Raw genomic sequence first — 22,291 nt, forward strand, 5'->3', positions numbered from 1 at the left:
CAAAAATCCAGCTTCAGACAAGGGGCTTAAGCCCTTTGTTAAAGGTAGGCAAACTGACGCCAAACTTTACTAGTAAAATTTGGCGTCAGTTTACTACCGTTTTAAATGTCTAAAACCCTTACGTGACGCTAATTACGAATTATGCGATCGCGTAGTGTCTCGTAGACAAGCAGTAGTAGTGACTCATTCAAGCGTGGAATTAATTGCTGATCTTACCTTGAAACTGGCGATTTTCCAAGGCTGTATCGTCAAGATTTGTTGCCCAGATGAGAATTCAGTAGTAGAGGAACGCTCTAACAAATCTACTGTATCTCCTATATTCAACCCTAAATCACTTTGCAAAGATAACTCGGCTGTTTCTCCGTGACATTCATAACACCGCAGAATTAACTGCTGTGAGTCATCTTCAGATGGCTTCAACGCCATCAAGATTAAATTTTCAGCTGATAAATCTAGGAAACTCACCCCTTTAATAGTGCTGAGTTGTGTTAGCGGGGCGTTTAGCCCGTGCTGAGTCCTGAGTGGATTCAATATCACTTGTAATGGGATATTCAATTCATAGCCACGCCGTACTGTATGGGCTGATTCCCAGCTATCAGCATGAGGATACAAGGTATATGTAAACTCGTGAAAACCTCGGTCAGCCTGTGAGTCTGGCCAATTAGAACTGCGTAGTAGTGTCAGGCGGAGTTGATTTGGTTTGCTGTCGTAACCGTATTTACAATCATTCAGCAAGCTGACACCATAACAATTTTGGATTGCGGTATTTCTCTGTGTATCTTCTGCTGTTAAATCAGCCCAACGCAAAGCGGGGACTTCCCATTTTGCTTGTTCTGCGGGGGTTTTTGGTTTAGTAGGGCGGCGAATCGCGCCACAGGGAATTTCATAGGTAGCAAAATCTGCTTCGATATTCAGAGGAAAAGCAGCTTTCACCAATACATGATTTTCTTGCCAATTAACAGTAGTAGCTATCTTCAGCAGAGGTGAACCAGCTTGCAGAATATAGTCTTGGCAAAATTCCGATTCACCCAACTGACGCACCACGCGCACACGACTTTGCACTGGGCCTTGTTCTAACCACTGAAGAGATTGAAGATTTGTTGAGGGTAAGGGATGTTGGGCATAATTGGGGTCTATATTCCAAGCATCCCAATATTGACCACTGTCTTTAAAAGCTTGCAGTTGATTCCCCGCCGCACTCAAAACTTCTCGTTGATAAGTTTTGTCAAAAACACTTGATAAATCTCCAGTATCAGGATCTATAACAACTCGCAAAAATTCATTTTCTAAAATCAAGTCTGGAAGGAGTGAGGGGGATGAGGGAAATGAGGGAGATGAGGGGGAAAGCCAAAATATGCGGTAGCCAACGGGTGGAATTTCGGTGGCGAGAAATAGTAGCGTTGATGGTTCAGATAATTGGGAGACAAGCTGCTTTCCAGAAGCATCGTAAATCTGCCATTCCTCTGGTGTCGGTAAGGCTACAGAGACAACCTCAGAGCGTTGCCAATTGAGAGAATTGAAAACGAAAATAGGCAAACTATCGGGTTTTGGTGGTTCTGATAGGGTAATGTGAGATGCGATCGCTAAAAGTGATGACTGTAATATCTTCGTTCCCACTTGTTCCACTTGCTGCCACTGGGGCAACGCATCCGTGTAAACTTGGGTAATTGAAGAACCAGGTAAAAGATCATGAAACTGTTGAAATAACACCAGCTTCCAAGCTGCTTCAATTTCTGCTTTGGGATATGTCACACCACAGCTTACAGTTGCCAAGGTAGCAAATAGTTCAGCTTCATACAATAAATTTTCACAACGACGATTCCAGCGTTTTTGATCTGCGTGGGTAGTGTAGCAACCGCGATGGAATTCTAGGTATAGTTCATCATCCCAAGTAGGGAATGAAGGGGAAGCAGGGGAGGATGGGGGAGAATCATAACTACTGACAGACGCGATGAATCGCGTCTCTACGATTTGCTGTAAATACTTTTCAGCCGTGGTGAATTCTAAGTCTGGGAAGAAAGGTGACTTTTGCCAGCGTTGGGCGGTTTCTAACATATCACGGGTGGGGCCGCCGCCGTGGTCGCCGACACCGGGAAGCCAGAGAGATTCTGATAAACCAGTTTGCGATTGCCATTCAAGAGCCGAAGATGCCATTTTAACTGGGTCAATGCTTTCACCGATAGGTGCAGACATCAAACTAAAGACTTCACTACCGTCAGGCGATCGCCACCAAAAAGCCCCATAATCAAATTTAGTAGTATCATTCCACCGCAATTTCTGCGTGACAAAATACTCAATTCCGGCATTAGCGAAAAACTGCGGTAAAGTTGCACAGAAACCAAAAGAATCTGGAACCCAAACTATAGTTGAAAGCTGGCCAAATTTTTCCTGGATGTAGCGCTGACCATACAATAGCTGACGGACTATTGATTCACCAGCAATTAAGTTGAGTTCTGGTTCCACCCACATTCCGCCAACAACTTCCCAACGTCCAGCGGCCACCTGTGCTTGAATCGCCCTAAACAAATCCGGGCGATGTTCCTCAATCCAAGCATAAAGTGCGGGAGTCGAATGACAGAAAATTAACTCAGGAAAATCTTCTTGCAACTTCAGAACCGACTCAAAAGTTTTTTGCGCCGCATTCCAAGTTTCACTCACAGGCCATAACCATGCTAAATCTAAATGAGCATGACCCAACAGGAAAATTTTAGATTTTTGATCCCCCCAACCCCCGATCAATTGGGGGGCTAAGATGTCGGATTGAATTAGGTTTTGGCGTAGAGATAAAAACGACTTTACCAACTCTCCCTTCTCTTCCTCCGTGTCCTCTACGCCTCTGCGGTTCGTAACCTCCCCCACCATCGCCGCCAAAACATCCAGCTTCTCCGGTGCAAACCTTTCCAAATAAAGTTGCACCACAGCTAACTCATCAGCCACAAAACCCGGATCGGGATTATTATCAATAGTAGATTCATAAACTAGGAGCGATCGCACTAAAGCACCATCACAATGTCCCGGACTCACTAACCGCAAAGCCACAATAAACTCTTCCCCTGGCGTCACCCCCTGACCCAGAAGCACTCTAGGCGAAGAATCAAATAAATCACCCTCCAGCACTAACTCCCCATTCACATAAATCTCAGCAGAATCTGCCCACCAAACCAGCGCCAACCGCAAAGATAACCCAGCTAAAGGATAGCCCTGTAAATCTTGGGGAACCACCAATCTTTGCACTAGCCATAGCACTTTTTTCCCGCCTGTCCAAGCGATATGTTCTTTAGCATTCAACTGGACAGGTTGCCAATGAGACAAATCAGCAGTTACAACATCTGTAATAATCAGGTCAGATTCCTGGTATAGCCAGCTAGACTGAAGATTAACTTGACAAAAAGAGCGCAGTTGCTCAATTGCTTGTGAGATGAATTTGGTCTGGGATTGAGAGACAGTCGGGGTCATATATTCGCTAAAATGAGGTGTTGGTTGTTTTTATTGTTTGGCGGGAGTCTCACAACTTAACAAGACTTGAACTAAAAAATTACTACTATGTCTTCTGGTTCCTCTGGTCGTTATCAAAGCAGACTATTTAACTTTGTCCACCAGCAATCTCGGCGGGTGACACAACAGTGGGAACACACCTTTCGGCATTTGCAAGTTGCCACTAAGTGGGGTGTGGAGGTACTACTTTACCCAGTGTATCTACTGTTTCAGTCATCTGAATCATCTGGGAAAACGCTACAGACCAAAGAACCACAAACTAGACTAAAGTTACAACCAAATGATACCGATTTCCAGCCCGAAACTCTGCCAAATGTTGATAGCCCTATTCAACATGTACTAGAAACTGTCCATTATCTGTCAGATGATGAACCCGCCTCTCCTCTTGCAAAAACAGTTGAACTTTTCAATCCCTTGGCTTTCTTGGGAGTTTTTCGGCTGAAATTCGTTGATAATAACTCGACAAATAACGCTAATCTTACTCAATTATTAAATATTACAGAGAATGAAGCTGGAAGTCTCAACCCTTCACAGTTCGAGAATGCTCTCAAGCAGCATCTTCCAGTAGTACGGGGAATTGCCACAAATTTGATGAATCGGAATTTAGTACTTGTTACTGCCGATAATGAAATTCTAGATATTTTGACACCCCAACAGCAGGCAAAATTAGAAGATCGAATTATTAACGAAGTTGCTAATTACTGGCAGTATTGGCGGTTGATAGAAGCTAAGAAAGAAACGGAGTTACTACCACAAATTGACCGTTTATTAGCAAAACTCACTGACGGAAATACAGCCAATATTCCAGTTTTAGCTGAGGGGATACCAAAAGAGTTACTCAATACAGATAGATTATTAGCATTTTTAGATATAGCCGTTGCTAAATTAGAGTCAAATGCTTTAGTACCTGTGCAAGAACGTAGCCAGGAAATTGTCCAAGTTGCCCAAACTCAGTTAAACATATTTCTTTATGGTAAAGAGCAATTAGCTGGTAGGGGAGAAATTGCACCCAATGCTGATGATTTGGAGACTCATACACTAAATGTTCAGGCTTTGATTGAGGCGGCGCTTAATTACTTTTTTGGTGTTGGTACTAGAAAAACACTTGAATCAACAACTAGTGATGAGAGATTGCCAGGTAAAATATTAACATCACGCTTTAGAAAGGCCTTGTCTAAAAGCAGTCAGTTGGAGAACCAGGATTTAACAGATGATCCTTGGCTAAGATGGAATGATTTATTTGGGGACACCGAAACCGTTACTGAAAACACAGTTACACTTTCTCAAAGAAAAAATCCTGCTTTAGCCGCAAGTTTATCAGTAGGACATTTTCCACAAAAGAATTTAACTGTAAAACAACCTAAAATCGGATCTGGTTTGGTGCTAAGAAAACAACCAACTAGTAATCTTGCCTCAAGTCAAAAAACATCTGGAAAAATTGCCTCTGCAAAACAAACGCAAGCCCACATTTCCCAAACTAAAAGCAAGAGTCGTAAAGGGGAAATTTTGCAACAGCAATTTCATCAAAGCAGTAAAGTTGAGGCACAGCCAGACTGGATAGAAACCAAAGCAACTTCAACAGGCTATGAGAAGCACCCCTTAGAGCAACTTCTGGAATGGGTTGATTATGTTATGCTCTGGCTAGAAGAGAGATTTGTAAAGATTTTTCAGTCGTTACGGCAGATGTGGCAGGGGAAATAATACTAATTCGTAATGACGCTCGTGACGCTCGCGGACTCGCTACCGCCTTTGGCGTCTCCCCTTCTCCCAAAGGGAGGGGCTAGCGTCACCTTTAGGAGAAGGGCTGTAGGCAGAAGACTCGCTATCGCTACGCTAACGTAATTCGCCAAATCTTATTTTGGTTTACAACTTTACATCTGTAGCCTGATTTTGGAGAATTAGTATAAGTTGGTAGATATTTTTTAAGAACCTATTATATTTACAATTTTTCAATTCAAGGATAATTTTGATTATCTATAATGTTATTGGTGGTTATCTAAGTGAAAATTATTGTTTACTGTAAATACTTCAATTTCAAAAATCCACTAGATAAACCGAAAATTGAGACATTTGTGGTGAATGTGCCTCAAATACCTAAAATAGGTGAAACAATTGTAGTCGAAAGAATTTCACCCCAAAAGCAGTTTGTAATTATCTTTGAGTACATTGTGACAGCAGTGCAATTTAACGCTTCTAGGGAATCGGCTGATTCAGCAGATGCTCAGGTAAACGCATTTTTGAACCACTGTTGGGAGGGAACATCAAATTTCAAAGTTACAAACTTTTTAGGGCAATAATCTCTCACCACAACATGTGATTGAGAAAATAACGTAACAGCTTTAATCCTGTTGGTTCTTGATAGTCAGTTTGCAACAGAGCCAGCATCGCATCACAAAGCGACGCAGCCCAGAGTTGCCTCTAGGTTCGGGATGCTCTTACTAACTTATGGCGAATCTGAGGGAAACAGAAACAATTCTGGCTACAAATTAGCTCGTAATCTACTGGGTACATCTAATTTACTCACTAGACACCGAATCGCTTATCATCCCGAACCACGCCAACTATTTGACCGATATTGCGATCGCTGTACACCTACACTTGAATCAACTGAGGCAGATACAATTTGGCACAGTGCAAATAAAACAACAGCCTTTGCCAGTCGGGACTTTGGCTCAATTGTCATGAGCATTCGTAAATGGAAGTCACACTGCAAATCAAAAAAACAATGTGTAAGAAAACCAAAAAGATTAGTTAATGCGAGGTTGACAAAATCGATGTAATACCCTCCTAATTATTTACCCATAATCTACCGTGTACACATATCTTTGTACAGGATTAAAACGGTGTGGGACAACTCTAAAATACTTGTGTGTACACGGTATCCCTATTCTGGGGAGACTATATGACTATTAAAGATGAGTATTGAAAGTACTATCTCTAGTTTTACTTTGCCATTTTTGGTAAATAAGACTGACGATAATTGTTCTTAGCCATCAGCCTAGCCTCACGCTTTGTCCACTGTTTCTGCAAAGGAACATCAGCCAATGTTTGCAATAATATGAATACACTATCATCTCCAGTCAACCGAGCGATGATTTGAGCGATCGTCTTACAACAACTCCAAGGATGATGTACCACCTGAACTTCTGCAAATCTCACTACACCCCAATTGCGCTCTAACAAAAAACGGTTACGGATTTTATCGTCATCAACATCAATGCAGTGGTGAGGTTTACCTGTATCTCCAGCATAAGGTTCATCAATCTCAATATCGAGAGCTAACCCAGAAGATTGATGGTAAAGGATAAAATCAGCCGAGTAACGTCGAGACGAACCAGGAATTTCAAATTCCACCGCTTGACAGATAAGATTCTCTAGAAACGTACACAGTAAATGGCGAAAAAATTGCTTTTCACTGACACCTTGCTTGGCCGTACCATTTACACTTGGTAATTGAACGCATCCTTGAAACGAAGCTTTCAAATGCTCCCGTCCTTGATAAGCATTAAACCGTCTTGCTAGTGGTGGATAAAGGATAACCGGATAGTAGCTAGTAGACATTAGTAGTTATCGGGCTGATCGCGTTTAACACTTTTTATTCGCAAGTATCAACCTTAAGTGTAATCAAAAAAAATATTTAAGGCACTGACCAAGTACATAATAATATCATTCATCGTCACCTAAAACCCGCTAATCTCATCCGCCGTCAGCAATATGGTAAGCTGGGTTTGATTGATTTTGGTACGGTTAAGGAAATCAACACTCTTCTCATTCAGCAAACCAAACTCTTTAGTGGTACTTGGATTATTGGTAGACCAGAATATATGCCTGATGAACAAGCAAAAGGTCATGTCGCTGCGCTCCGAATTGAAAATTCAAACTTCTCGCATTAATAATACCCATAAATCAATAATGGGGCTTGTAATACTGACGTAGTATTTCTCACAATCTGCCTCTTAAAATACATTTTTTATGTTATCCATAAATTTAGTGGTTTGTTTACCTTTCGTTTTCGGTCATACAAAATTATCTTTTGATGTCTATCTTGTAGGAATGATTAGTATCCAATAACTGACAGTAATATACCTATATGATCTGCACTATTACACCAATATTATTGAAGTTATTTGTTATACTTTAGTACAAGTGAGTGATGGTTTAGTAACAGTTTTAGAGACAATGGTGCGTGTTCATTTTAACAAGCTTTATAATTTAGCTAAAGAAGCATGAGAGTCCGTGAAAAGTTTGATTAATCCTGTTCAAGTAACAATTAATCAATTTCATATTCAAACACTGTTTAAATTTATACCTTTACGACAAAAATCAATGAACCTTCCTTACTAAATTGCCGAATATTCCAGCATCTAACCCCAATCAACCTAACGATCAAAATCCTCTATTAATGGAGATACCCATGAAAGAATTAATGAAACAGCCTTCATCTTGGCTACCAAATGGAATAAAACTTAATCTTTCTGATCAGTTTCGTCCTTTTTCTTTTACTGAAGAATTACAAATACGTTTAGAGGAACTATTAAAAAAAAATAAAGAAAGCTTACTCAATCCAGATGAACAAGCAGAATTAGCTGGGTTATTAGAATTAGAAAAAATCTTCAGTTTTATCAACGCTAAACTTGCTTCTTAATTGTGGTTATCAACAATTTTGTTCGCTTAAACGTCCGTAAAAGGGCAAAATACTTGTGTGAATATTGTCACTCTCCAGAACGCTCAAATGCAACACCCTTTACCATTGATCACATTATTCCTCAATCTTTAAGAGGATCAGACGATCTCAATAATTTGGCTTTAGCTTGTCATCGTTGTAATCAAAGGCGGTATAATTTTACAACTGGGATTGATCCAGAAACACAAATAGAAGTTCCATTATTTAATCCGAGAAATCAAAATTGGTCAGAGCATTTTATCTGGACAAAAAATGGGTTAAATATCATTGGAACAACTCCTATAGGTCGTGCAACTTGCAGTCGCTTTGATTTTAATGATCAAGATCATGATGATGGGTTTATTCTAAATTCCCGTCAACTTTGGTTAACAGCAGGTTGGCATCCACCTATTGATGATCTACGTCAATAATAATAAAAGAATATCCATCTTAATAAACACTAATAAATTAAACTTTTTAGAGGATTTGTATGACAGTTTGGAATCCTAGCCATTGACAGATAAAGTCGCTGCGGTTGCTCTCCAGACGCGCTATCGCGCCACTGTTTCTGGCGTTAAGCAAGCAACATTTATGCAAACACTGACAACTTCACTTGACTCAACTAGTGCTGCTCATCAAAATCTTCAACCTAAACAAGAAATTGCTTCCAATTTATCTTTCAATACTAATTTAGATTCAGGCACTATAGCTATCTTAGAACAGATTGAAGCTGAATATGAATATTACCAAGCTTGTGAGGAGTGGTAATCATGAATTTAGCACTCGCTCAACAATCTTTAGCTGGACTTTCCCAAACTGCTGCTCATCTCTGGGAACAACTAACCAATTGCCAGACTCCTGAAGAAGAAGCTGAGATCATCACCGCTATTTGGGAAACTCAGGAAGTTCAGGAAGAAGTTGTTGATATCCAAGCAGAATTAGCATTGCAACTGGATGCTGAAATAGTGGCTATTAAGCAACGACTAGAACATCTAAAAGCTGTACATCAATCAGCACTGTTAAGACTAGAACGCTGGCGACAAAAATTAGATGAAACTATTTTAGAACAAACCGCCGCCGGAATTCTACCTGAGCAAATGATTGGTAATGCACTTTGCATCACAATTCAAGAAAATCCGCCAAGTTGTGAGGTGCTGATAGATGCAGAACAATTGTCTCCAAAATACCGCAGAGAAAAAACTGTTTATTCAGCAGACAAGAAAGCTATTATTGCTGCTTGGAAGAAAGGTATTCCTGTAGATGGCACTCACATCCAGCGTAAGCGCTGAGTTATTTATGCTTTGACAGCAACGGCAATTCACGACTTCAAAGACTCACTTTTAACTTAACAATAGTTTTAACTAATTTCTCAGCCAACAGCAGGAATCTTACTGTTTTGTTGGCTGCTACTTATACGTCAACCAAAAAATTTTTTATAAGTCAAGACAGCGGACATTTCAGGTAAATATAGAGAGGGAGCAAAACAACCTATTAGTTAGTATTTAAGGCGATACCCCAAGCTCAGAAGCAAGCGATGTTTGGCGACAAGCCTTATAAGCATCTACGCTCTTAAACCAATGGTGAATATTCCTGATTCACGATGGCTGAAACTCCTGTTTTTACGTTATCAAAAATTTTTGGAGAACTTGTTTTAGCTGTTTCTCTAACTGTTCATTTTTAGCCAATCAAACACAGTCGCAACAGTTAACTCCAAGTTTATCCCGGCTAACACTGGCAAACGCTCATTACCCTGCAAAAGTTCTGGTTGTTGATTTGGACGGAAGACCAAAATGGAACGATCTTCTGGGTCTATCAACCAACCTAATTGGCAACCATGATCTAAGCAATAGAGAATATTGCCTGTGACTCGATTTGAACTTTGTTCGGGAGAAAGAATTTCAATTGTCCAGTCTGGAGAAAGTAGAAAATCGTTGGGTGCTTCGCCATCAGCAGCAAAGGGAATACGCGACCAGTTGAAAACCGCTACATCAGGTACTATTGAGCGGATACCAAAACTACAGCGCAGTTCTGGAAAGGCATAAGCAATATGCAGGCTTTCGGCAACATCATTGATACTGTTGCACAGCCTTAACTGTAATCGGCTATGCTTCCCTTTTGGCATTGGCTTGGTGATAATTTCACCATTAATATAAACGCTTGCAGGCTTGGTTTCTGGTAGCTTGAGAAACTCCTCCAAGGTCAAAGATTGGGTAATGACCGTAGACATGGCTCAGTCGAGTAAAGCAAAGGGGATATGTTTTAGTCTAGCAGTACCCTACTCTCAAAAACAGTTTTTGCTTCTGGCTACCGCCACAACTGCTTGCACACCAGTTAACAAGGCCAAAAAAGCTATGACTACAAAATGGCTAACACCAGAACAGGCCATTGTCAAAGCCAATCTCACTGTTACATCTGAAACCTTAAAATCTTACATTTCAGAACCACAGAGAAAAACCACTGCTGAAGAACAATTCCAAGCTTTAGGATTGCTATTTGACAGGGAACGCTTGCGTGCAGGTAAAGCTAACTTCTTGCAACTTTTAGAACCCGTAAGTGATGAAAATAGCTACGCCGAAGATGAAATCGACTCTCATGAGTTAGACGACGATGAGATACAAACAAATGTTAGCATTTCTCCGTCAAGTTGTTGAACGCAAATATCGAGTTGTTGAAAGTATTTATATTCCATCGGGTTAGCACAAAAATATGCCTTGCTATAAGTAAACCTAATTAATCATCACCTCCGGTTTCACATAGTTCAGCAAAAAATGTATCTCTGTTTACAAAATCTTGGCGTTCATTCTCTTGGAAAAAACTTTGCGATTTACTGACTGTAATTACTCCATAGCTAGAAGCTATTTTTACTAGAATAGATGTTGACATTATTAGTAGCTTGCTGGGAAAATATCTAAAAAATTAACCTTATGATTGACCACAGCGATCGCGTAGTGTCTCGTAGAGAAGGCAGATTTCAGGGTGTTGGAGGACTAGACCTGTATTACCAAAGCTGGCATCCAGAGGGTAAAGTACGGGCAATATTAGCCATTGTGCATGGACTTGGAGGACACAGCGATCGCTACAATAATGTAATTCAGCATTTGATACCCAAACAATATGCTGTCTACAGCTTAGACTTGCGTGGTCATGGACGCTCACCAGGTCAGCAAGGCTACATCAACGCTTGGAGTGAGTTTCGCGAAGACTTGGGAGCTTTTTTAGAGTTAATTCAGACTCAGCAGCCAGGATGCCCAGTTTTTCTCTTGGGTCATAGTTTAGGCGCGGTGATTGTCTTAGATTACATTCTGCGCTATCCCCAACAAGCATCAGTATTGCAGGGTGCGATCGCTCTTGCGCCAACCTTGGGGAAAGTTGGGGTTTCACCGATTCGCGTACTTTTAGGAAAAATGCTCTCACGGGTGTGGCCGCGTTTTACCCTGAATACAGGCATTGACATCAGTGCTGCTTCACGAGATGAGCAGGTTTTAGCCGCCTATGCTCAGGATACGCTGCGACATACCCGTGGTACTGCCCGTCTGGCTACAGAATTCTTTGCAACAGTTGATTGGATTAATGCTCACGCAGCCGATTGGCAATTACCATTATTGATTCTTCACGGTAGCGCAGACCGAGTTGCTTTACCTGCGGGAAGCGACATCTTTTATCAACGGATAAACTGCACAGATAAATTGAGAATTGAGTATCCGGGAGCCTATCACGAAATTCAGAGTGACCTCAATTATCGCGAGGTAATGACTGATTTGGAGGATTGGTTGGAGCAACACCTACCACCTGAGGTGGTGCAGTTAGGACGGGGAAGTGGTGAGTTAGAGTTTCCTAATTCTTAGTATTCTGACTACAACCTTCTTTCTATCAACCGTCGAGTTAAATCTTCGATCGCATCTATACTCAGTTGATATCCATTAAAAATCGTAAACAAAGGGCTAACAGCCTGATTAACGTACTGTGCTAACGCCGAGCGAGGTGTTTCAAGCGGGAGATTAACGAACGCCAAAACTTCATCTTGATATGCTGAACCTTGTGAATAAATAGAACGCTCTTCATTTGCCCAAGAACTAAGTCTACGTCCCCGCAAGCCAGTCCATTTAAATGCAAAAGCTAATTGCGTTTTTTCTGGCTCACAACCCATTGCCTTTGCAAACTCAATACCAACTGCTATAGCTTCAGCTGTTCTAATTACAGGTAAAGCAAAATCAAGAACTGTCATGGGTGTGGGTGCGTAATTTTTGACTGACATATCATCTTCTAATGCTCGCCTCAAATAGAATTTACCCTTTAGATCGAACCGCATGAAGTCAATGTCCCTGCTCAAACCTGAATCCAGACTAACAACAAGCGCTTCCCAAGCTCCGTTATAAACATAAGGTCGGTTTTGGTCAACGAAACCTCGACTATCTAGCCACACAGGCCAACCAGTATAGTTAGGATTGCTAAAACTCAAGAGATTAAAGAATTGCTCATTTGCAGAGTGTAGAGGTACTTCTCCAATAATTATTAATGCTACCTGCCAAGTACCATGCTCCGGTAAAGTAATACTACGTTCTCTAATTACGGAATTAAATCTTTCTTCACTTTCTTGAAGATAACCTCGCAGTATATCTTCATTTGATTCCTCTTGTTGTACTCCTTGTGCAATTGTGGAGGCAAATTCACGAAGCAGAGAAGGCGTGACACTACCAAGATGGCGGCGTAAAAAACGACCAATATCTGCTTCACGATTCTCAAAGCATAAATTGATGATGCGTTCCCAGTCATTACAGCGAGGTTCTGAACTGCTAACAGTATTATTTGAATTCAGACTTCGCACGTAAACAGTATGAGCTTTAATTAGATCCTTACCTTGTTCATCCTTTAAGCCAGCCTTTGCTGCTACAGGTGTTATAAATCCAGAAGGAATCTCTAATGCTGGATACTCTTGACAATCTTTTTTAAGGTAGTGAATTTTTACTTCAAAAGATTGACTGCAAAATTTACTGGCAATAGACTGAATAACATCATGATGAAAACTTTCTCTTGGATTTTGATGCGCTCCCTGAATATCAGGAGAACCATCATTGTTGAAACCAATCAAAAATATACCTCCATCATTATTTCTGAGGGCAATGCAAGCCTTGGCTATCTTCGCCATACCCTCTTTAGATTCAGGATCTATCCATCTTTTAATTTCTACAGATAAACTTTCAGATGGATTCAAAACTAAATTATTAAAGAAATCTTGATTATAGATACTTCCCATTTTTAGCTTTAATTTCCTATCAACCAAGGTACATTAGCACCAGAGTAACGCACCTTTATCTATTTAAGTATTTTTGTACTATAAAATTTATTACGAAAGTCGATCTACAAAACGCAATAAAATGTTAGTGTCTATCAGGTATACCACTGCTAAGGATAATCCTCATAAATACTCTCACGAGTCACAGCATAATCTGACAGCACTGGTAAATTTGACCCAACACATAGCGCAAATTCGTCAGCTAACTTATCTGCAACTACTTCAAACTCTCTATCGTTTAGTTGACTCTGTGTCTGAAGCTTCGCCATCAACTGAGCGCGTTTTTCTTCTTGACCTTTGCGCTGTTGGTCTTGAAAGATTAGCTCTTGAAGATATTCACTGGCTGAACTATAACCGCCTTTAGCTACTTGTTCCTCGACAAAGACTTTCATCGACTCAGGTAAGGAAATCTGAATGTTAGTCATACCTTGAGATATCTGGTGGGCGATTTTATCTACTACGTTACCAGAGCGATCGCATCTATTTCTATCAAACAGGCGATCGCATATTAAGCAGAGTCAGTTATTTACATTAGAAAAATACGTTACTGAGGATTGAAAGTTTTTTCCAACCAAGATAGGTTCTCCCTTTACTCCTCCACGGCTGAGAGTACAAATCTTATAAAGGTTTTCGCATTCAAAGATTGCTAGGACTAGCTCTTTCCCCGTTTGATAAAAGGATGGTAAAGGTTTACCTACCTCGCATTCCATATCAATTTCGCGATCGCGCCACTGTAACTTCCAAATACGCTTTTCGGTTATTGGTGCTTTGAGAGACTGAGCAAGAGCATTATATACCTGCTCTGCTTTGATATCATCCTTGGCTGCTGGCACAAAAAACTTCATAGGCTGAGGTTACAAGTAATGTAGGTTTCATTAGCACCAGCGTAACTCAGTTACCAAGGCAATCTGCTTCCATCCCATGAGAAAAACTGTCCACTATCGCCTTCTTGAAGCTGTTCAATCACAGCCAATAATTGGGTAACGGTACGTTCCACTGAAAATAATTTTTCCGCAGGTACATTTTTCTGGAAAGGACGGGAAAGGCGCGTATCAGTTGTACCAGGATGCAATGTTACTATTAATGCTTTAGGACAACTTCTTTTATACTCAATTGCCGCAGTTCGCATCAACATATTGAGTGCTGCTTTAGAAGCCCGATAGCCATACCATCCACCAAGTTGGTTATCGCCAATACTGCCCAATTTAGCAGAAATAGTGGCGAACACACTGCGTTCTCCATGACGAAACAGAGGCAATAGATGTTTAGCCAGCAAGACAGCACCAATACTATTTATTTGAAAGTAGCGCAGCAAATTTTCTGAATTGATCTGTCTTAAGCTTTTTTCAGGTTGCAAAGTATCTTCATGCAACAGTCCTACACAGTTGACTACTAAATGCAGTTTGTCAACTTGGGTATGTATTTTTTTAACAGCTTCAACAATCTGTAACTCGTCAGTAATATCCATCTCCAGACAAATTAATCGCTCAGAATGTTCGCCTGCAAGAGCTATTAAATCGGAGGCTGATTCCGGTTGACGAGAAGTCACATAAACTTTGGCTATTCTGTTATCTTGTAGCAATTTTTTTACAAAACCTAAACCAATACCTTGGCTGGCTCCCACAATCAATGCGTTGACAGGATTAATTCCATCGATAAAAGACATATCAATTTATGTTACTTGTGGAGGTATTTTATATTCGTAGCGAGAGACAAAATAAGCACCAACTTGTCTGTCGCTGTGATGACGGAAACCAAAACCTTCATATACTGCTCTTAGGCGCGGACGCGAAGCATCACAATCTAGACGTAAATAACGTTTACCATGTGTTTGTGTATGCTTGACTGCCCAAGTAAGCAGTGCGGAAGAGACTTTACCGCCAGAGTAGCGTCGTCGAACTGCAAGGCGATGTACAAATGCTGACTCCTCCTGAGAAATGTCGGGCCAGAAAAGTAAATCTTCAAGCTGAAACTTGATTGTACCAACAGGTTCACCAGCCCACTCGGCAATGAAAAACAAGCCTTTAGCAACATCTTCTGAGATACTTTCTGGCGAAACCTCGCTCTCACGCCACAGAGGCATACCACGCTCCTGGAGCCACAAAGCTGCTTCTAACAACACATCCGAAACTATCGCCGTATCTTGTATGGTTGCTTGGCGAATTGAGATGTACATTTAGTTATCAATTGCAGGTTGATTTGAGTAATAGTGGAACTTCATAAACATTAGTATAAATGTTGGGTTGCATTTTAATTTTGCCAATGTAGTCTTTACTTCCCAATACAAAACTTACTAAAAATTCTATCTAAAACTGATTCTGTAACTTCTTCACCAGTAATTTCTCCTAATGCCTGGATTGCACCGCGTAAATCAATTGTCCAAAAATCAAGGGGAAGTTGCTGGGCAATTGTTGCTTGTACTTGTTCCAAAGAAATTTTAGCTTGAGTTAAAGCTGCTGCTTGCCTTTGGTTAATGGCTAAATCCATATCGGCAGCTTGAACTTTTCCGGTGTTAACTATCTCTAAAATTGCTGTTTCTAAAGCATCAATACCTTGATTTTGGGCTGCTGCTGTGACAATTTTGGATTTTGGATTTTGGATTTTGGATTGAAGAGTTTTTCTTTCGCTTTCTTCTACTAAGTCGATTTTGTTAATCACTAGAATTAACGGACGGTGTTGTACTTGTTCGTAAATTTCTCGATCGCCTTCCGTCCAACCGACTGAAGCGTCGATGGTAAGCAAAACTAAATCAGCTGCATTGGCGGCACGGCGCGATCGCTCGACGCCAATTTTTTCCACTTGGTCTGTTGTTTCCCGAATCCCCGCAGTATCTAACACTTGTACGGGAATTCCCCCGACAACTAACTGAGATTCCACAACATCGCGGGTTGTACCGGGTAAGTCAGTCACAATGGCGCGATCGCTCTGGCTCCAAGCATTCAATAAGCTCGATTTCCCCACATTCGGACGCCCAACAATTGCCACTTTTAAACCAGTGCGTAGCAACTCACCTTTGTCTTTGGTTTCTATTAACCTAGTAATTTCTGCGGCAATTTTCTCGATTTCTGATATGATTGCTTTATCATCCAGCGGGGGCAGGTCTTCCTCAAAATCGATTCGAGCTTCGATTTCTGCCAAAATATCCAAACAGTTAGCGCGTAACTGCCGGATGGGATGAGCTAATTTTCCCTGTAAACCAGCTAAAGCAGTTTGGGCAGCTTGGGGCGATTTAGCTCCCACTAAATCAGCAATACCTTCGGCTTGAGTCAAATCCAATCGTCCATTCAAAAAGGCGCGGAGGGTAAATTCTCCTGGTTGGGCTAGTCTCGCACCATTTTCTAGACACAGTTGCAATACCTGTTGCACTGCCATAATTCCCCCGTGGCAATGGAATTCCACTACATCTTCACGGGTGTAAGAACGGGGTGCTTTCATGAGCAGCAACAGGGCTTCATCTACCAGTTGTCGCGTCTGGGGATGACGAATGTAACCGTAGAGAATCCTGTGAGTTTCCCAAACTTGTCGTCCTGGTGCGTGAAAAAGAGTTTGAGCTAGAGCCATTGCTTGGGAACCCGACACCCGCACAATACCAACACTACCCTGTTGGGGGACAACAGCAGTGGCGATCGCAGCGATGGTTCCAGTCGTGGCAAAAACTTCTGACATGAGCGCCCTTCATAAGAGTGAGAAGTTAGGAGTAAAAATCATAACTCATAACCGATAACTTTCTAAATGGTAGGTATTGAAACTAATGAGATGGCAACTGGCAAGGTAAAATTTACGTTGGAGGGTAATGCCTGATAGTAAAGAGTTAACAGTCAGTAGTTGGGGGTAAAAATAATAACTCACAACTTATAACTTATAACTCATAACTTTTAGAGAGAGGAATTTACTGTGGAGCAAAAAATTAACTGCGCTGTAGCCTGTGTTAACGGTTGTGTTTTAGGGAATAAATGCCCCAATATCGAGTTTAGAGAGGCCACTACAAAATTTATTGAAGAGACTCCCTTAGACAAAATGTTGGAGTTGGCACAAGAACGTCTGCGGAAAAAAATGACGGAACCACCAAAATGGGTTTTTCCTGAAGATCCATAGCATTCGGGTTAACAAGCACAAGCAAGACAGCGACTAGCTTAAATAGTATCTGGATCTATATTTAATTCTCGCAGTTTTGCCGCCAAGCGATCGCTGCGTTGCTTCTCTTGTTCAGCGCGTTGCTTTTCTTGCTCGGCGCGTTGTTTTTCTTGTTGTGCAACTTCTTGTGGTGTCGAAATTAGTTCTCCATCAGGAGTAAAAAAGCGCAACTTTTCTTGATAAACACCTAAATATAAACCTAGCTGTTGACTCCACAACCAGCCTTGGGGATTTGCTTCCAGCGATTGATATTCACCATCAAGTAAATGGAACCCTGCAAATTCTAACGTTTCTGGGTCAAACCAGAAATAATCTGGTGTGCGAAAAATATCTTGGTAAATTTGTTTTTTTAGTCCCTTGTCAGTATCGCCTGTGCTATCTGAGAGAATTTCTATAATTAGATTGGGATATTTGCCATCTTCTTCCCAGACAACCCAACTTTTACGGGGTTTGCGTTCAGTCCCCAATACTACAAAAAAATCTGGCCCCCGGAAGTTTTCTGATTTGCGCTGGCGTGGACTGTAGTAGATAGTGAGATTACCCGATGCATAAAAGTCGTTGCGATTTCGCCACAACCACTCTAAGCATTGGATGAGCAATGTCATTTGCAACCGATGCAAGTCAGTTTCCAAAGGCGGTTCGTCACTATATAAATCCCCTGGGGGAAATATAACATCTTTTGGGGTTGCTAAATTTGGGGTGACAGACATGGCGGCGAGTGTCTAGGTACTTTAGGTGTGGAGGCTAAATAGCATCTGGATTTATATTTAATTCTCCCAGTTTTGCCACTAAGCGATCGCTGCTTTGATGAGAACCTCACAACCAAGTCTCAATTAACGATTTACGCCAAGGCGATCGCTTCTGACCGATATTCTGCGAACTAGGCTTCACAGATAGGTTTTGCAACTTATCTGACACATTGACTGATAATTGCGGTGCAGTTGTTGGCTATGCCACGCTAACACATTTAGTATTTTGCCTGAACTGCAAGGTCATCCATTTGCTTGATTGCATTCCAATCAATCGCAGCAACCCACAACTTTTCTTCAGTAGAATACTGTACCACTCCTTCTACTTCTAAATCCTCACTGTACAATGTGAGCAATTTTCCGTCTTGCAATTCAATATTCTGACGAGCTAGATCTTCAACTGTGCCAATACAGTTTAGACGTAGGCGACCATGATTATCAGCATTATGAAAATCAGCAAAGATTCTAGGCGTATTCATAAGCTTTCTCTAATGACTATTGTTCTCGTGCTGGATTTGGATATGTGGGCATAAGAAGATTGCTAATTTGTTCAGGAGTTAAGCCACTTAGGGTAGCATGATGTGGGCTTCTTCCTGATGTTCGGATTACATCTCCTTCTGTTTTGCGAACCTCACCTACTGTTGTAACACCAACCTGCCTATGAGGAATATTTATTGCCAGTTCTTTTACAGACAATCCTAAAGCACATTCTACAGAAATCCCAGTAACTCCGCAGGGGTGAGTGCCCGTTCCACGCCTAATATCTTCTGGAAGATTGCGACCCCCTCGAACCACAAACGCTTCGTCTGGAATTCTCTGTATTGACTCATTGTGAGGTGAATCGCCAGACTCTTCAACTAAGCGCTGAAGGTCATTATAGTATTTCTGTAGTTCTTCTTCCTTACAACGTTGCTTGATGGCTTCTAATATTTTATCTCTTTTCTCACTACTACTTAGTTCAGAAGCAGAGATTTTTATGAACAGAAGATATGCTTTAATCTCATTCTTTAGATTCTCCCAATTCTCGATCATGCTTGTTAATATTTAATTTTTTAGATAAAAATCCTTGAATTCACAATAACTAACAATAACGCACCCGTCAATTTCTGCGTCAGCTAAAAAATATGTGCCTATTAAACATTGCACATTGCAGAGGCTTAAAGCAAAGACAGAGAAAACAGCAAGTATAGATTTATATTTATCACGTTAAGGTTACTATACTCTGTTAAATTAAAATCCTTATTAGTGATGTTGTTTAAATATCTAATCCAACAACCATTAAGTCAGGCGAATGTTCAACATTAAACTGGTAATATATCTCTCGTCGCTCTTGGGCTGGAAGAGTTAACAGCCATTCTAAAATCCCCATTTCACCAAGTTGAATTTGCGGATTGCTGCGACTGAGGCGCACTTTAATTTGCTCGTTGTGGCTAACTGGCAATTGTTCAGTTAGTTTCAGATTTACTTCTTTGTCTAGTAAGTTAGTAATTATCAACCGATAACTATAAGTAATCCGGCGCTGGTTGCTAATTAATTTTTTATCTACCTGACGCTCAACTAAGTCGCGCTCAATTTTTAAACCTTCGTCAATTCCTAAGTTCAGTTTGAACTCTTCCCCTGGTGCAATATTTTCTAACTGAGTTGTCCCAACAAAAACGTTGTCGCGGAAAATATTCGCTTTACCTGGTAACAAAGTCGCACCGTTGGGACTATTTTTCACATTCGCTTGTAGATAAGCAAAGCTTACCAAGCGCGGCATTGCTACATAATCGAAGCTACAAGGATAATCATCATTGAAAATCGTAGTTTTATGGGGTGCGCCATCACTAGGAATATTACTACCACCATTCAGTTTAAAGGTAACTACACTCCCTTTTTTGGATACTTCTGCTGTCACAGTTTCTGCTGGGATAAGACTATCTTCTGTAACTTCGTCTTCTCCTTCCCAATCCGCTCTGGCAGCAGAAGCAGGCGGTTCTGCTATGCTAGGCAGCAGTGGTGGCTGGGCAGCAAATCGTCGTTGTCTTACGAGTTGGGGACGTGGGGCATCAATATACCAGGGTTCAAGTTTGGGTGGGAGTGTACCTAATCCTGGTTTAGCGGTAGAAAGGGTGAGATTTGCACCAATCCAATCTTCGCCAGTGCTTTGAGTGATTTCTGCAAGGTAGCTCAGATGCACAATATCGCTGGTAGTGCTAAAGCGCAAGTCATAAAGCGGAGTCCAACTAGCGCGATTCACTAAGTATGATAGCTCTAATTCAAATTCGCCTTCACCTGCAACTTCAACTGCTACAACTAAGTTAAAACTCTCTTTAGGATGGGGTGTTTGGATTTTTTGCAATGAAGTGGAGAGTGCTTGCAGTTGTTTGTCTAATTCCTGCTGTTGGGTTTTGCACTCTCCAGATGCGATCGCATATTCACTATACTGGCTTCCGAGAAAGTTCAAAAAATCCAAAGTTTCGCTAAGGCTGAGATTTTTCCGAGACAAACTCTGTGCAAAGGGTTCTTCTGTTTTTTCCCGTAAGCCTTCGATAAAAGTAGATTGCAATGCTAAAGCATCCACTTGGGCTTGCAAATGGCGTTTCTCTGCTTCTAATTGCTGAATTTGCCTTGTCAAATGTGCTACTCGCTCCGCTACAGGTTCAGTAGTGTAGATGCGATCGCTACTCACTCCCACCAAGCGCACGCCTACTGTTCCTGTACCGCTAACCCTGACAGACTCAGTTTCTAGAGTCACGGGCACTGGTGTAATTACTAATTCCTGTTCAATTCCTGTTAAATAAACTACACCTCGCCGTGTAACTAATGCTCTGTCAGAATACACGGTAACAGCTACAATCTCGCTTTGTACTGTTTTGCGCCAAGATGGTATTTCCGGGTTAACCATTGCCAGTTTTGCCCCATTTCTAATGATTTTGCTGGTTAATTGTCAATGCTTCCCGGTCTAACCGTCAACCCCTTTAGGTAATTCGTAATTCGTAATTATGAATTATTTTAACCGTGAATTGGTTCAAGCGTACCAGAAGAAGTATTCGCGTTTTGCTTGACAACATTTTTTGCCGCAGTCAGGAGATACTCATAATAGGCACGAGCAACGATAGATAGCTGTTTGCCAGATGGGTAAACCATATACCAATTCCGCTGAATCGGGAAGTGTTGTACATCTAAAATGCTAAACTCTGAAGCATCTAATAGTAAAGTATGACGGGATAAAACAGAAATTCCTAAACCACCTGCGATCGCTTGTTTAATTGCTTCGTTACTTCCCAATTCTAGCTTGACTTTTACCGTCACCCCTTGTTCTTCAAATAGTCTTTGGACGGCGCGACGAGTTCCTGAACCTGGTTCCCGCATAATAAAAGGTTCGTTAGACAGGCGTTGTATCGGAATATTTTTTTCCTTGGATAACGGATGATTATTTGGTGCAAAAACTATCAAAGGGTTTTCTAAAAATGGTTCACAAGTCACATCTATATTGTCTGGAATTTGACTCATAATATATAAGTCATCCAGATTCTGACTCATCCGTTCCAAAATTTGTTCATGATTTGTTACTTGCAGCGAGATATCAATCCCTGGATAAAGTTCGCAAAACGGCCCTAACAAACGTGGAATAAAGTATTTTGCTGTTGTAATCACTGCCAAGCGTAATTGTCCCTGTTTTAGCCCTTTTAAATCTGCCACCTTCATTTCATACTGGGCTATATTGTCAAAAATCTGCCGACAGGTGGCAAATAATTCCCGTCCTGCCTCCGTCAGATACAACCGCTTTCCTACTTGCTCAAATAATGGCAACCCTACCGATTTTGTGAGTTGCTTGATCTGCATAGAAACGGTAGGTTGCGTGAGAAACAATTCCTCCGCAGCACGAGTAAAGCTACTGTGCCGTGCCGCCGCCTCGAACACCTTTAACTGGTGCAGCGTCGCTTGGTTCAAGGGTGATTCTCCTGTATATAG

At 41.2% G+C, this 22,291-nt stretch carries 26 protein-coding genes; 11 read left to right on the forward strand and 15 right to left on the reverse strand.

Annotated features, from left to right (window positions below; translation table 11 throughout):
- Positions 1-183: 183 nt before the first annotated feature.
- The gene (locus tag V7K30_RS09365) at positions 184-3,456 is read right to left on the reverse strand and encodes an alpha-mannosidase (RefSeq protein WP_334998811.1); all 3,273 of its coding nucleotides are present in this window, start codon (positions 3,454-3,456) and stop codon (positions 184-186) included.
- Positions 3,457-3,543: 87 nt separating this feature from the next.
- Here V7K30_RS09365 and V7K30_RS09370 point away from each other — a divergent pair, with 87 nt between their 5' ends.
- The 3 genes from V7K30_RS09370 (at position 3,544) to V7K30_RS09385 (ending at position 6,275) form a co-directional block, all read left to right on the forward strand.
- Positions 3,544-5,196 (forward strand): hypothetical protein, encoded by a 1,653-nt coding sequence (locus V7K30_RS09370; protein WP_334998812.1) that lies wholly within the window; start codon positions 3,544-3,546, stop codon positions 5,194-5,196.
- A 299-nt stretch (positions 5,197-5,495) separates the two neighbouring features.
- On the forward strand, positions 5,496-5,792 hold the full coding sequence (locus tag V7K30_RS09375) for a hypothetical protein (RefSeq protein ID WP_334998813.1): 297 nt from the start codon (positions 5,496-5,498) through the stop codon (positions 5,790-5,792).
- A 132-nt stretch (positions 5,793-5,924) separates the two neighbouring features.
- Positions 5,925-6,275: a hypothetical protein gene (locus V7K30_RS09385; RefSeq protein ID WP_334998814.1), complete on the forward strand. Its 351-nt coding sequence runs from the start codon at positions 5,925-5,927 to the stop codon at positions 6,273-6,275.
- 163 nt (positions 6,276-6,438) lie between these two features.
- Here the strand turns inward: V7K30_RS09385 and V7K30_RS09390 are convergent, their stop codons facing one another.
- The gene (locus V7K30_RS09390) at positions 6,439-7,056 is read right to left on the reverse strand and encodes a hypothetical protein (RefSeq protein WP_334998815.1); all 618 of its coding nucleotides are present in this window, start codon (positions 7,054-7,056) and stop codon (positions 6,439-6,441) included.
- Positions 7,057-7,223: 167 nt separating this feature from the next.
- Between V7K30_RS09390 and V7K30_RS09395 the strand changes: the two genes are divergently transcribed.
- The 5 genes from V7K30_RS09395 (at position 7,224) to V7K30_RS09415 (ending at position 9,447) form a co-directional block, all read left to right on the forward strand.
- Complete coding sequence (locus tag V7K30_RS09395) at positions 7,224-7,388, forward strand: hypothetical protein (protein WP_334998816.1); 165 nt, start codon at positions 7,224-7,226, stop codon at positions 7,386-7,388.
- A gap of 521 nt (positions 7,389-7,909) precedes the next feature.
- On the forward strand, positions 7,910-8,140 hold the full coding sequence (locus V7K30_RS09400; protein ID WP_334998817.1) for a hypothetical protein: 231 nt from the start codon (positions 7,910-7,912) through the stop codon (positions 8,138-8,140).
- A gap of 2 nt (positions 8,141-8,142) precedes the next feature.
- A complete protein-coding gene (locus V7K30_RS09405; protein ID WP_334998818.1) occupies positions 8,143-8,589 on the forward strand; it encodes an HNH endonuclease in 447 nt (148 codons plus the stop codon).
- A gap of 82 nt (positions 8,590-8,671) precedes the next feature.
- Positions 8,672-8,926, forward strand: a complete 255-nt coding sequence (locus V7K30_RS09410; RefSeq protein WP_334998819.1) for a hypothetical protein — start codon at positions 8,672-8,674, stop codon at positions 8,924-8,926.
- Positions 8,927-8,928: 2 nt separating this feature from the next.
- Positions 8,929-9,447: a siphovirus Gp157 family protein gene (locus tag V7K30_RS09415; RefSeq protein WP_334998820.1), complete on the forward strand. Its 519-nt coding sequence runs from the start codon at positions 8,929-8,931 to the stop codon at positions 9,445-9,447.
- A 374-nt stretch (positions 9,448-9,821) separates the two neighbouring features.
- On the opposite strand, the gene V7K30_RS09420 is transcribed toward V7K30_RS09415, so the two are convergent.
- Complete coding sequence (locus V7K30_RS09420; protein ID WP_334998821.1) at positions 9,822-10,385, reverse strand: Uma2 family endonuclease; 564 nt, start codon at positions 10,383-10,385, stop codon at positions 9,822-9,824.
- On the opposite strand from V7K30_RS09420, the gene V7K30_RS09425 reads away from it, so the two are divergent.
- Positions 10,372-10,809, forward strand: a complete 438-nt coding sequence (locus V7K30_RS09425) for a hypothetical protein (RefSeq protein ID WP_334998822.1) — start codon at positions 10,372-10,374, stop codon at positions 10,807-10,809. The two genes, V7K30_RS09420 and V7K30_RS09425, sit on opposite strands and share 14 nt — an antisense overlap.
- A 79-nt stretch (positions 10,810-10,888) precedes the next feature.
- Here the strand turns inward: V7K30_RS09425 and V7K30_RS09430 are convergent, their stop codons facing one another.
- Positions 10,889-11,041: a hypothetical protein gene (locus V7K30_RS09430; protein WP_334998823.1), complete on the reverse strand. Its 153-nt coding sequence runs from the start codon at positions 11,039-11,041 to the stop codon at positions 10,889-10,891.
- Between the two features lie 41 nt (positions 11,042-11,082).
- On the opposite strand from V7K30_RS09430, the gene V7K30_RS09435 reads away from it, so the two are divergent.
- On the forward strand, positions 11,083-12,003 hold the full coding sequence (locus tag V7K30_RS09435; RefSeq protein WP_334998824.1) for an alpha/beta hydrolase: 921 nt from the start codon (positions 11,083-11,085) through the stop codon (positions 12,001-12,003).
- A gap of 8 nt (positions 12,004-12,011) precedes the next feature.
- Here the strand turns inward: V7K30_RS09435 and V7K30_RS09440 are convergent, their stop codons facing one another.
- The 6 genes from V7K30_RS09440 to mnmE form a co-directional block, all read right to left on the reverse strand.
- Positions 12,012-13,412, reverse strand: coding sequence for an AlbA family DNA-binding domain-containing protein (locus V7K30_RS09440; RefSeq protein WP_334998825.1), 1,401 nt, complete (start codon positions 13,410-13,412; stop codon positions 12,012-12,014).
- A 149-nt stretch (positions 13,413-13,561) separates the two neighbouring features.
- Positions 13,562-13,876 carry a ribbon-helix-helix domain-containing protein gene (locus tag V7K30_RS09445; protein WP_334998826.1) on the reverse strand — a complete coding sequence of 105 codons (315 nt, stop codon included), beginning with the start codon at positions 13,874-13,876 and terminating at the stop codon, positions 13,562-13,564.
- A gap of 93 nt (positions 13,877-13,969) precedes the next feature.
- Complete coding sequence (locus V7K30_RS09450) at positions 13,970-14,296, reverse strand: hypothetical protein (RefSeq protein WP_334998827.1); 327 nt, start codon at positions 14,294-14,296, stop codon at positions 13,970-13,972.
- Positions 14,297-14,346: 50 nt separating this feature from the next.
- Positions 14,347-15,117 (reverse strand): SDR family NAD(P)-dependent oxidoreductase, encoded by a 771-nt coding sequence (locus V7K30_RS09455; RefSeq protein ID WP_334998828.1) that lies wholly within the window; start codon positions 15,115-15,117, stop codon positions 14,347-14,349.
- 6 nt (positions 15,118-15,123) lie between these two features.
- Positions 15,124-15,627: a GNAT family N-acetyltransferase gene (locus tag V7K30_RS09460; protein WP_334998829.1), complete on the reverse strand. Its 504-nt coding sequence runs from the start codon at positions 15,625-15,627 to the stop codon at positions 15,124-15,126.
- A gap of 95 nt (positions 15,628-15,722) precedes the next feature.
- Positions 15,723-17,117, reverse strand: coding sequence for a tRNA uridine-5-carboxymethylaminomethyl(34) synthesis GTPase MnmE (mnmE, locus tag V7K30_RS09465; protein WP_334998830.1), 1,395 nt, complete (start codon positions 17,115-17,117; stop codon positions 15,723-15,725).
- Positions 17,118-17,345: 228 nt separating this feature from the next.
- On the opposite strand from mnmE, the gene V7K30_RS09470 reads away from it, so the two are divergent.
- Positions 17,346-17,546, forward strand: coding sequence for a hypothetical protein (locus V7K30_RS09470; protein WP_334998831.1), 201 nt, complete (start codon positions 17,346-17,348; stop codon positions 17,544-17,546).
- A 38-nt stretch (positions 17,547-17,584) separates the two neighbouring features.
- Here the strand turns inward: V7K30_RS09470 and V7K30_RS09475 are convergent, their stop codons facing one another.
- The 5 genes from V7K30_RS09475 to V7K30_RS09495 form a co-directional block, all read right to left on the reverse strand.
- Positions 17,585-18,295: a Uma2 family endonuclease gene (locus V7K30_RS09475; RefSeq protein WP_334998832.1), complete on the reverse strand. Its 711-nt coding sequence runs from the start codon at positions 18,293-18,295 to the stop codon at positions 17,585-17,587.
- A 257-nt stretch (positions 18,296-18,552) separates the two neighbouring features.
- On the reverse strand, positions 18,553-18,813 hold the full coding sequence (locus V7K30_RS09480) for a hypothetical protein (protein ID WP_334998833.1): 261 nt from the start codon (positions 18,811-18,813) through the stop codon (positions 18,553-18,555).
- 16 nt (positions 18,814-18,829) lie between these two features.
- On the reverse strand, positions 18,830-19,366 hold the full coding sequence (locus V7K30_RS09485) for a hypothetical protein (RefSeq protein ID WP_334998834.1): 537 nt from the start codon (positions 19,364-19,366) through the stop codon (positions 18,830-18,832).
- Between the two features lie 223 nt (positions 19,367-19,589).
- Complete coding sequence (locus tag V7K30_RS09490) at positions 19,590-21,221, reverse strand: mucoidy inhibitor MuiA family protein (RefSeq protein ID WP_334998835.1); 1,632 nt, start codon at positions 21,219-21,221, stop codon at positions 19,590-19,592.
- Positions 21,222-21,328: 107 nt separating this feature from the next.
- The gene (locus V7K30_RS09495) at positions 21,329-22,270 is read right to left on the reverse strand and encodes a LysR family transcriptional regulator (protein WP_334998836.1); all 942 of its coding nucleotides are present in this window, start codon (positions 22,268-22,270) and stop codon (positions 21,329-21,331) included.
- Positions 22,271-22,291 lie beyond the last annotated feature (21 nt).

It is taken from the genome of Nostoc sp. (genome assembly GCF_036917655.1).
Lineage (GTDB): Bacteria > Cyanobacteriota > Cyanobacteriia > Cyanobacteriales > Nostocaceae > Nostoc.

Coding starts and splice junctions, on each gene's coding strand:
- V7K30_RS09365 (WP_334998811.1), bottom strand. CDS start 3,456: ATGACCCCGACTGTCTCTCAATCCCAGACCAAATTCATCTCACAAGCA.
- V7K30_RS09370 (WP_334998812.1), top strand. CDS start 3,544: ATGTCTTCTGGTTCCTCTGGTCGTTATCAAAGCAGACTATTTAACTTT.
- V7K30_RS09385 (WP_334998814.1), top strand. CDS start 5,925: ATGCTCTTACTAACTTATGGCGAATCTGAGGGAAACAGAAACAATTCT.
- V7K30_RS09390 (WP_334998815.1), bottom strand. CDS start 7,056: ATGTCTACTAGCTACTATCCGGTTATCCTTTATCCACCACTAGCAAGA.
- V7K30_RS09400 (WP_334998817.1), top strand. CDS start 7,910: ATGAAAGAATTAATGAAACAGCCTTCATCTTGGCTACCAAATGGAATA.
- V7K30_RS09415 (WP_334998820.1), top strand. CDS start 8,929: ATGAATTTAGCACTCGCTCAACAATCTTTAGCTGGACTTTCCCAAACT.
- V7K30_RS09425 (WP_334998822.1), top strand. CDS start 10,372: ATGACCGTAGACATGGCTCAGTCGAGTAAAGCAAAGGGGATATGTTTT.
- V7K30_RS09420 (WP_334998821.1), bottom strand. CDS start 10,385: ATGTCTACGGTCATTACCCAATCTTTGACCTTGGAGGAGTTTCTCAAG.
- V7K30_RS09430 (WP_334998823.1), bottom strand. CDS start 11,041: ATGTCAACATCTATTCTAGTAAAAATAGCTTCTAGCTATGGAGTAATT.
- V7K30_RS09435 (WP_334998824.1), top strand. CDS start 11,083: ATGATTGACCACAGCGATCGCGTAGTGTCTCGTAGAGAAGGCAGATTT.
- V7K30_RS09440 (WP_334998825.1), bottom strand. CDS start 13,412: ATGGGAAGTATCTATAATCAAGATTTCTTTAATAATTTAGTTTTGAAT.
- V7K30_RS09445 (WP_334998826.1), bottom strand. CDS start 13,876: ATGACTAACATTCAGATTTCCTTACCTGAGTCGATGAAAGTCTTTGTC.
- V7K30_RS09450 (WP_334998827.1), bottom strand. CDS start 14,296: ATGAAGTTTTTTGTGCCAGCAGCCAAGGATGATATCAAAGCAGAGCAG.
- V7K30_RS09455 (WP_334998828.1), bottom strand. CDS start 15,117: ATGTCTTTTATCGATGGAATTAATCCTGTCAACGCATTGATTGTGGGA.
- V7K30_RS09460 (WP_334998829.1), bottom strand. CDS start 15,627: ATGTACATCTCAATTCGCCAAGCAACCATACAAGATACGGCGATAGTT.
- mnmE (WP_334998830.1), bottom strand. CDS start 17,117: ATGTCAGAAGTTTTTGCCACGACTGGAACCATCGCTGCGATCGCCACT.
- V7K30_RS09475 (WP_334998832.1), bottom strand. CDS start 18,295: ATGTCTGTCACCCCAAATTTAGCAACCCCAAAAGATGTTATATTTCCC.
- V7K30_RS09480 (WP_334998833.1), bottom strand. CDS start 18,813: ATGAATACGCCTAGAATCTTTGCTGATTTTCATAATGCTGATAATCAT.
- V7K30_RS09485 (WP_334998834.1), bottom strand. CDS start 19,366: ATGATCGAGAATTGGGAGAATCTAAAGAATGAGATTAAAGCATATCTT.
- V7K30_RS09490 (WP_334998835.1), bottom strand. CDS start 21,221: ATGGTTAACCCGGAAATACCATCTTGGCGCAAAACAGTACAAAGCGAG.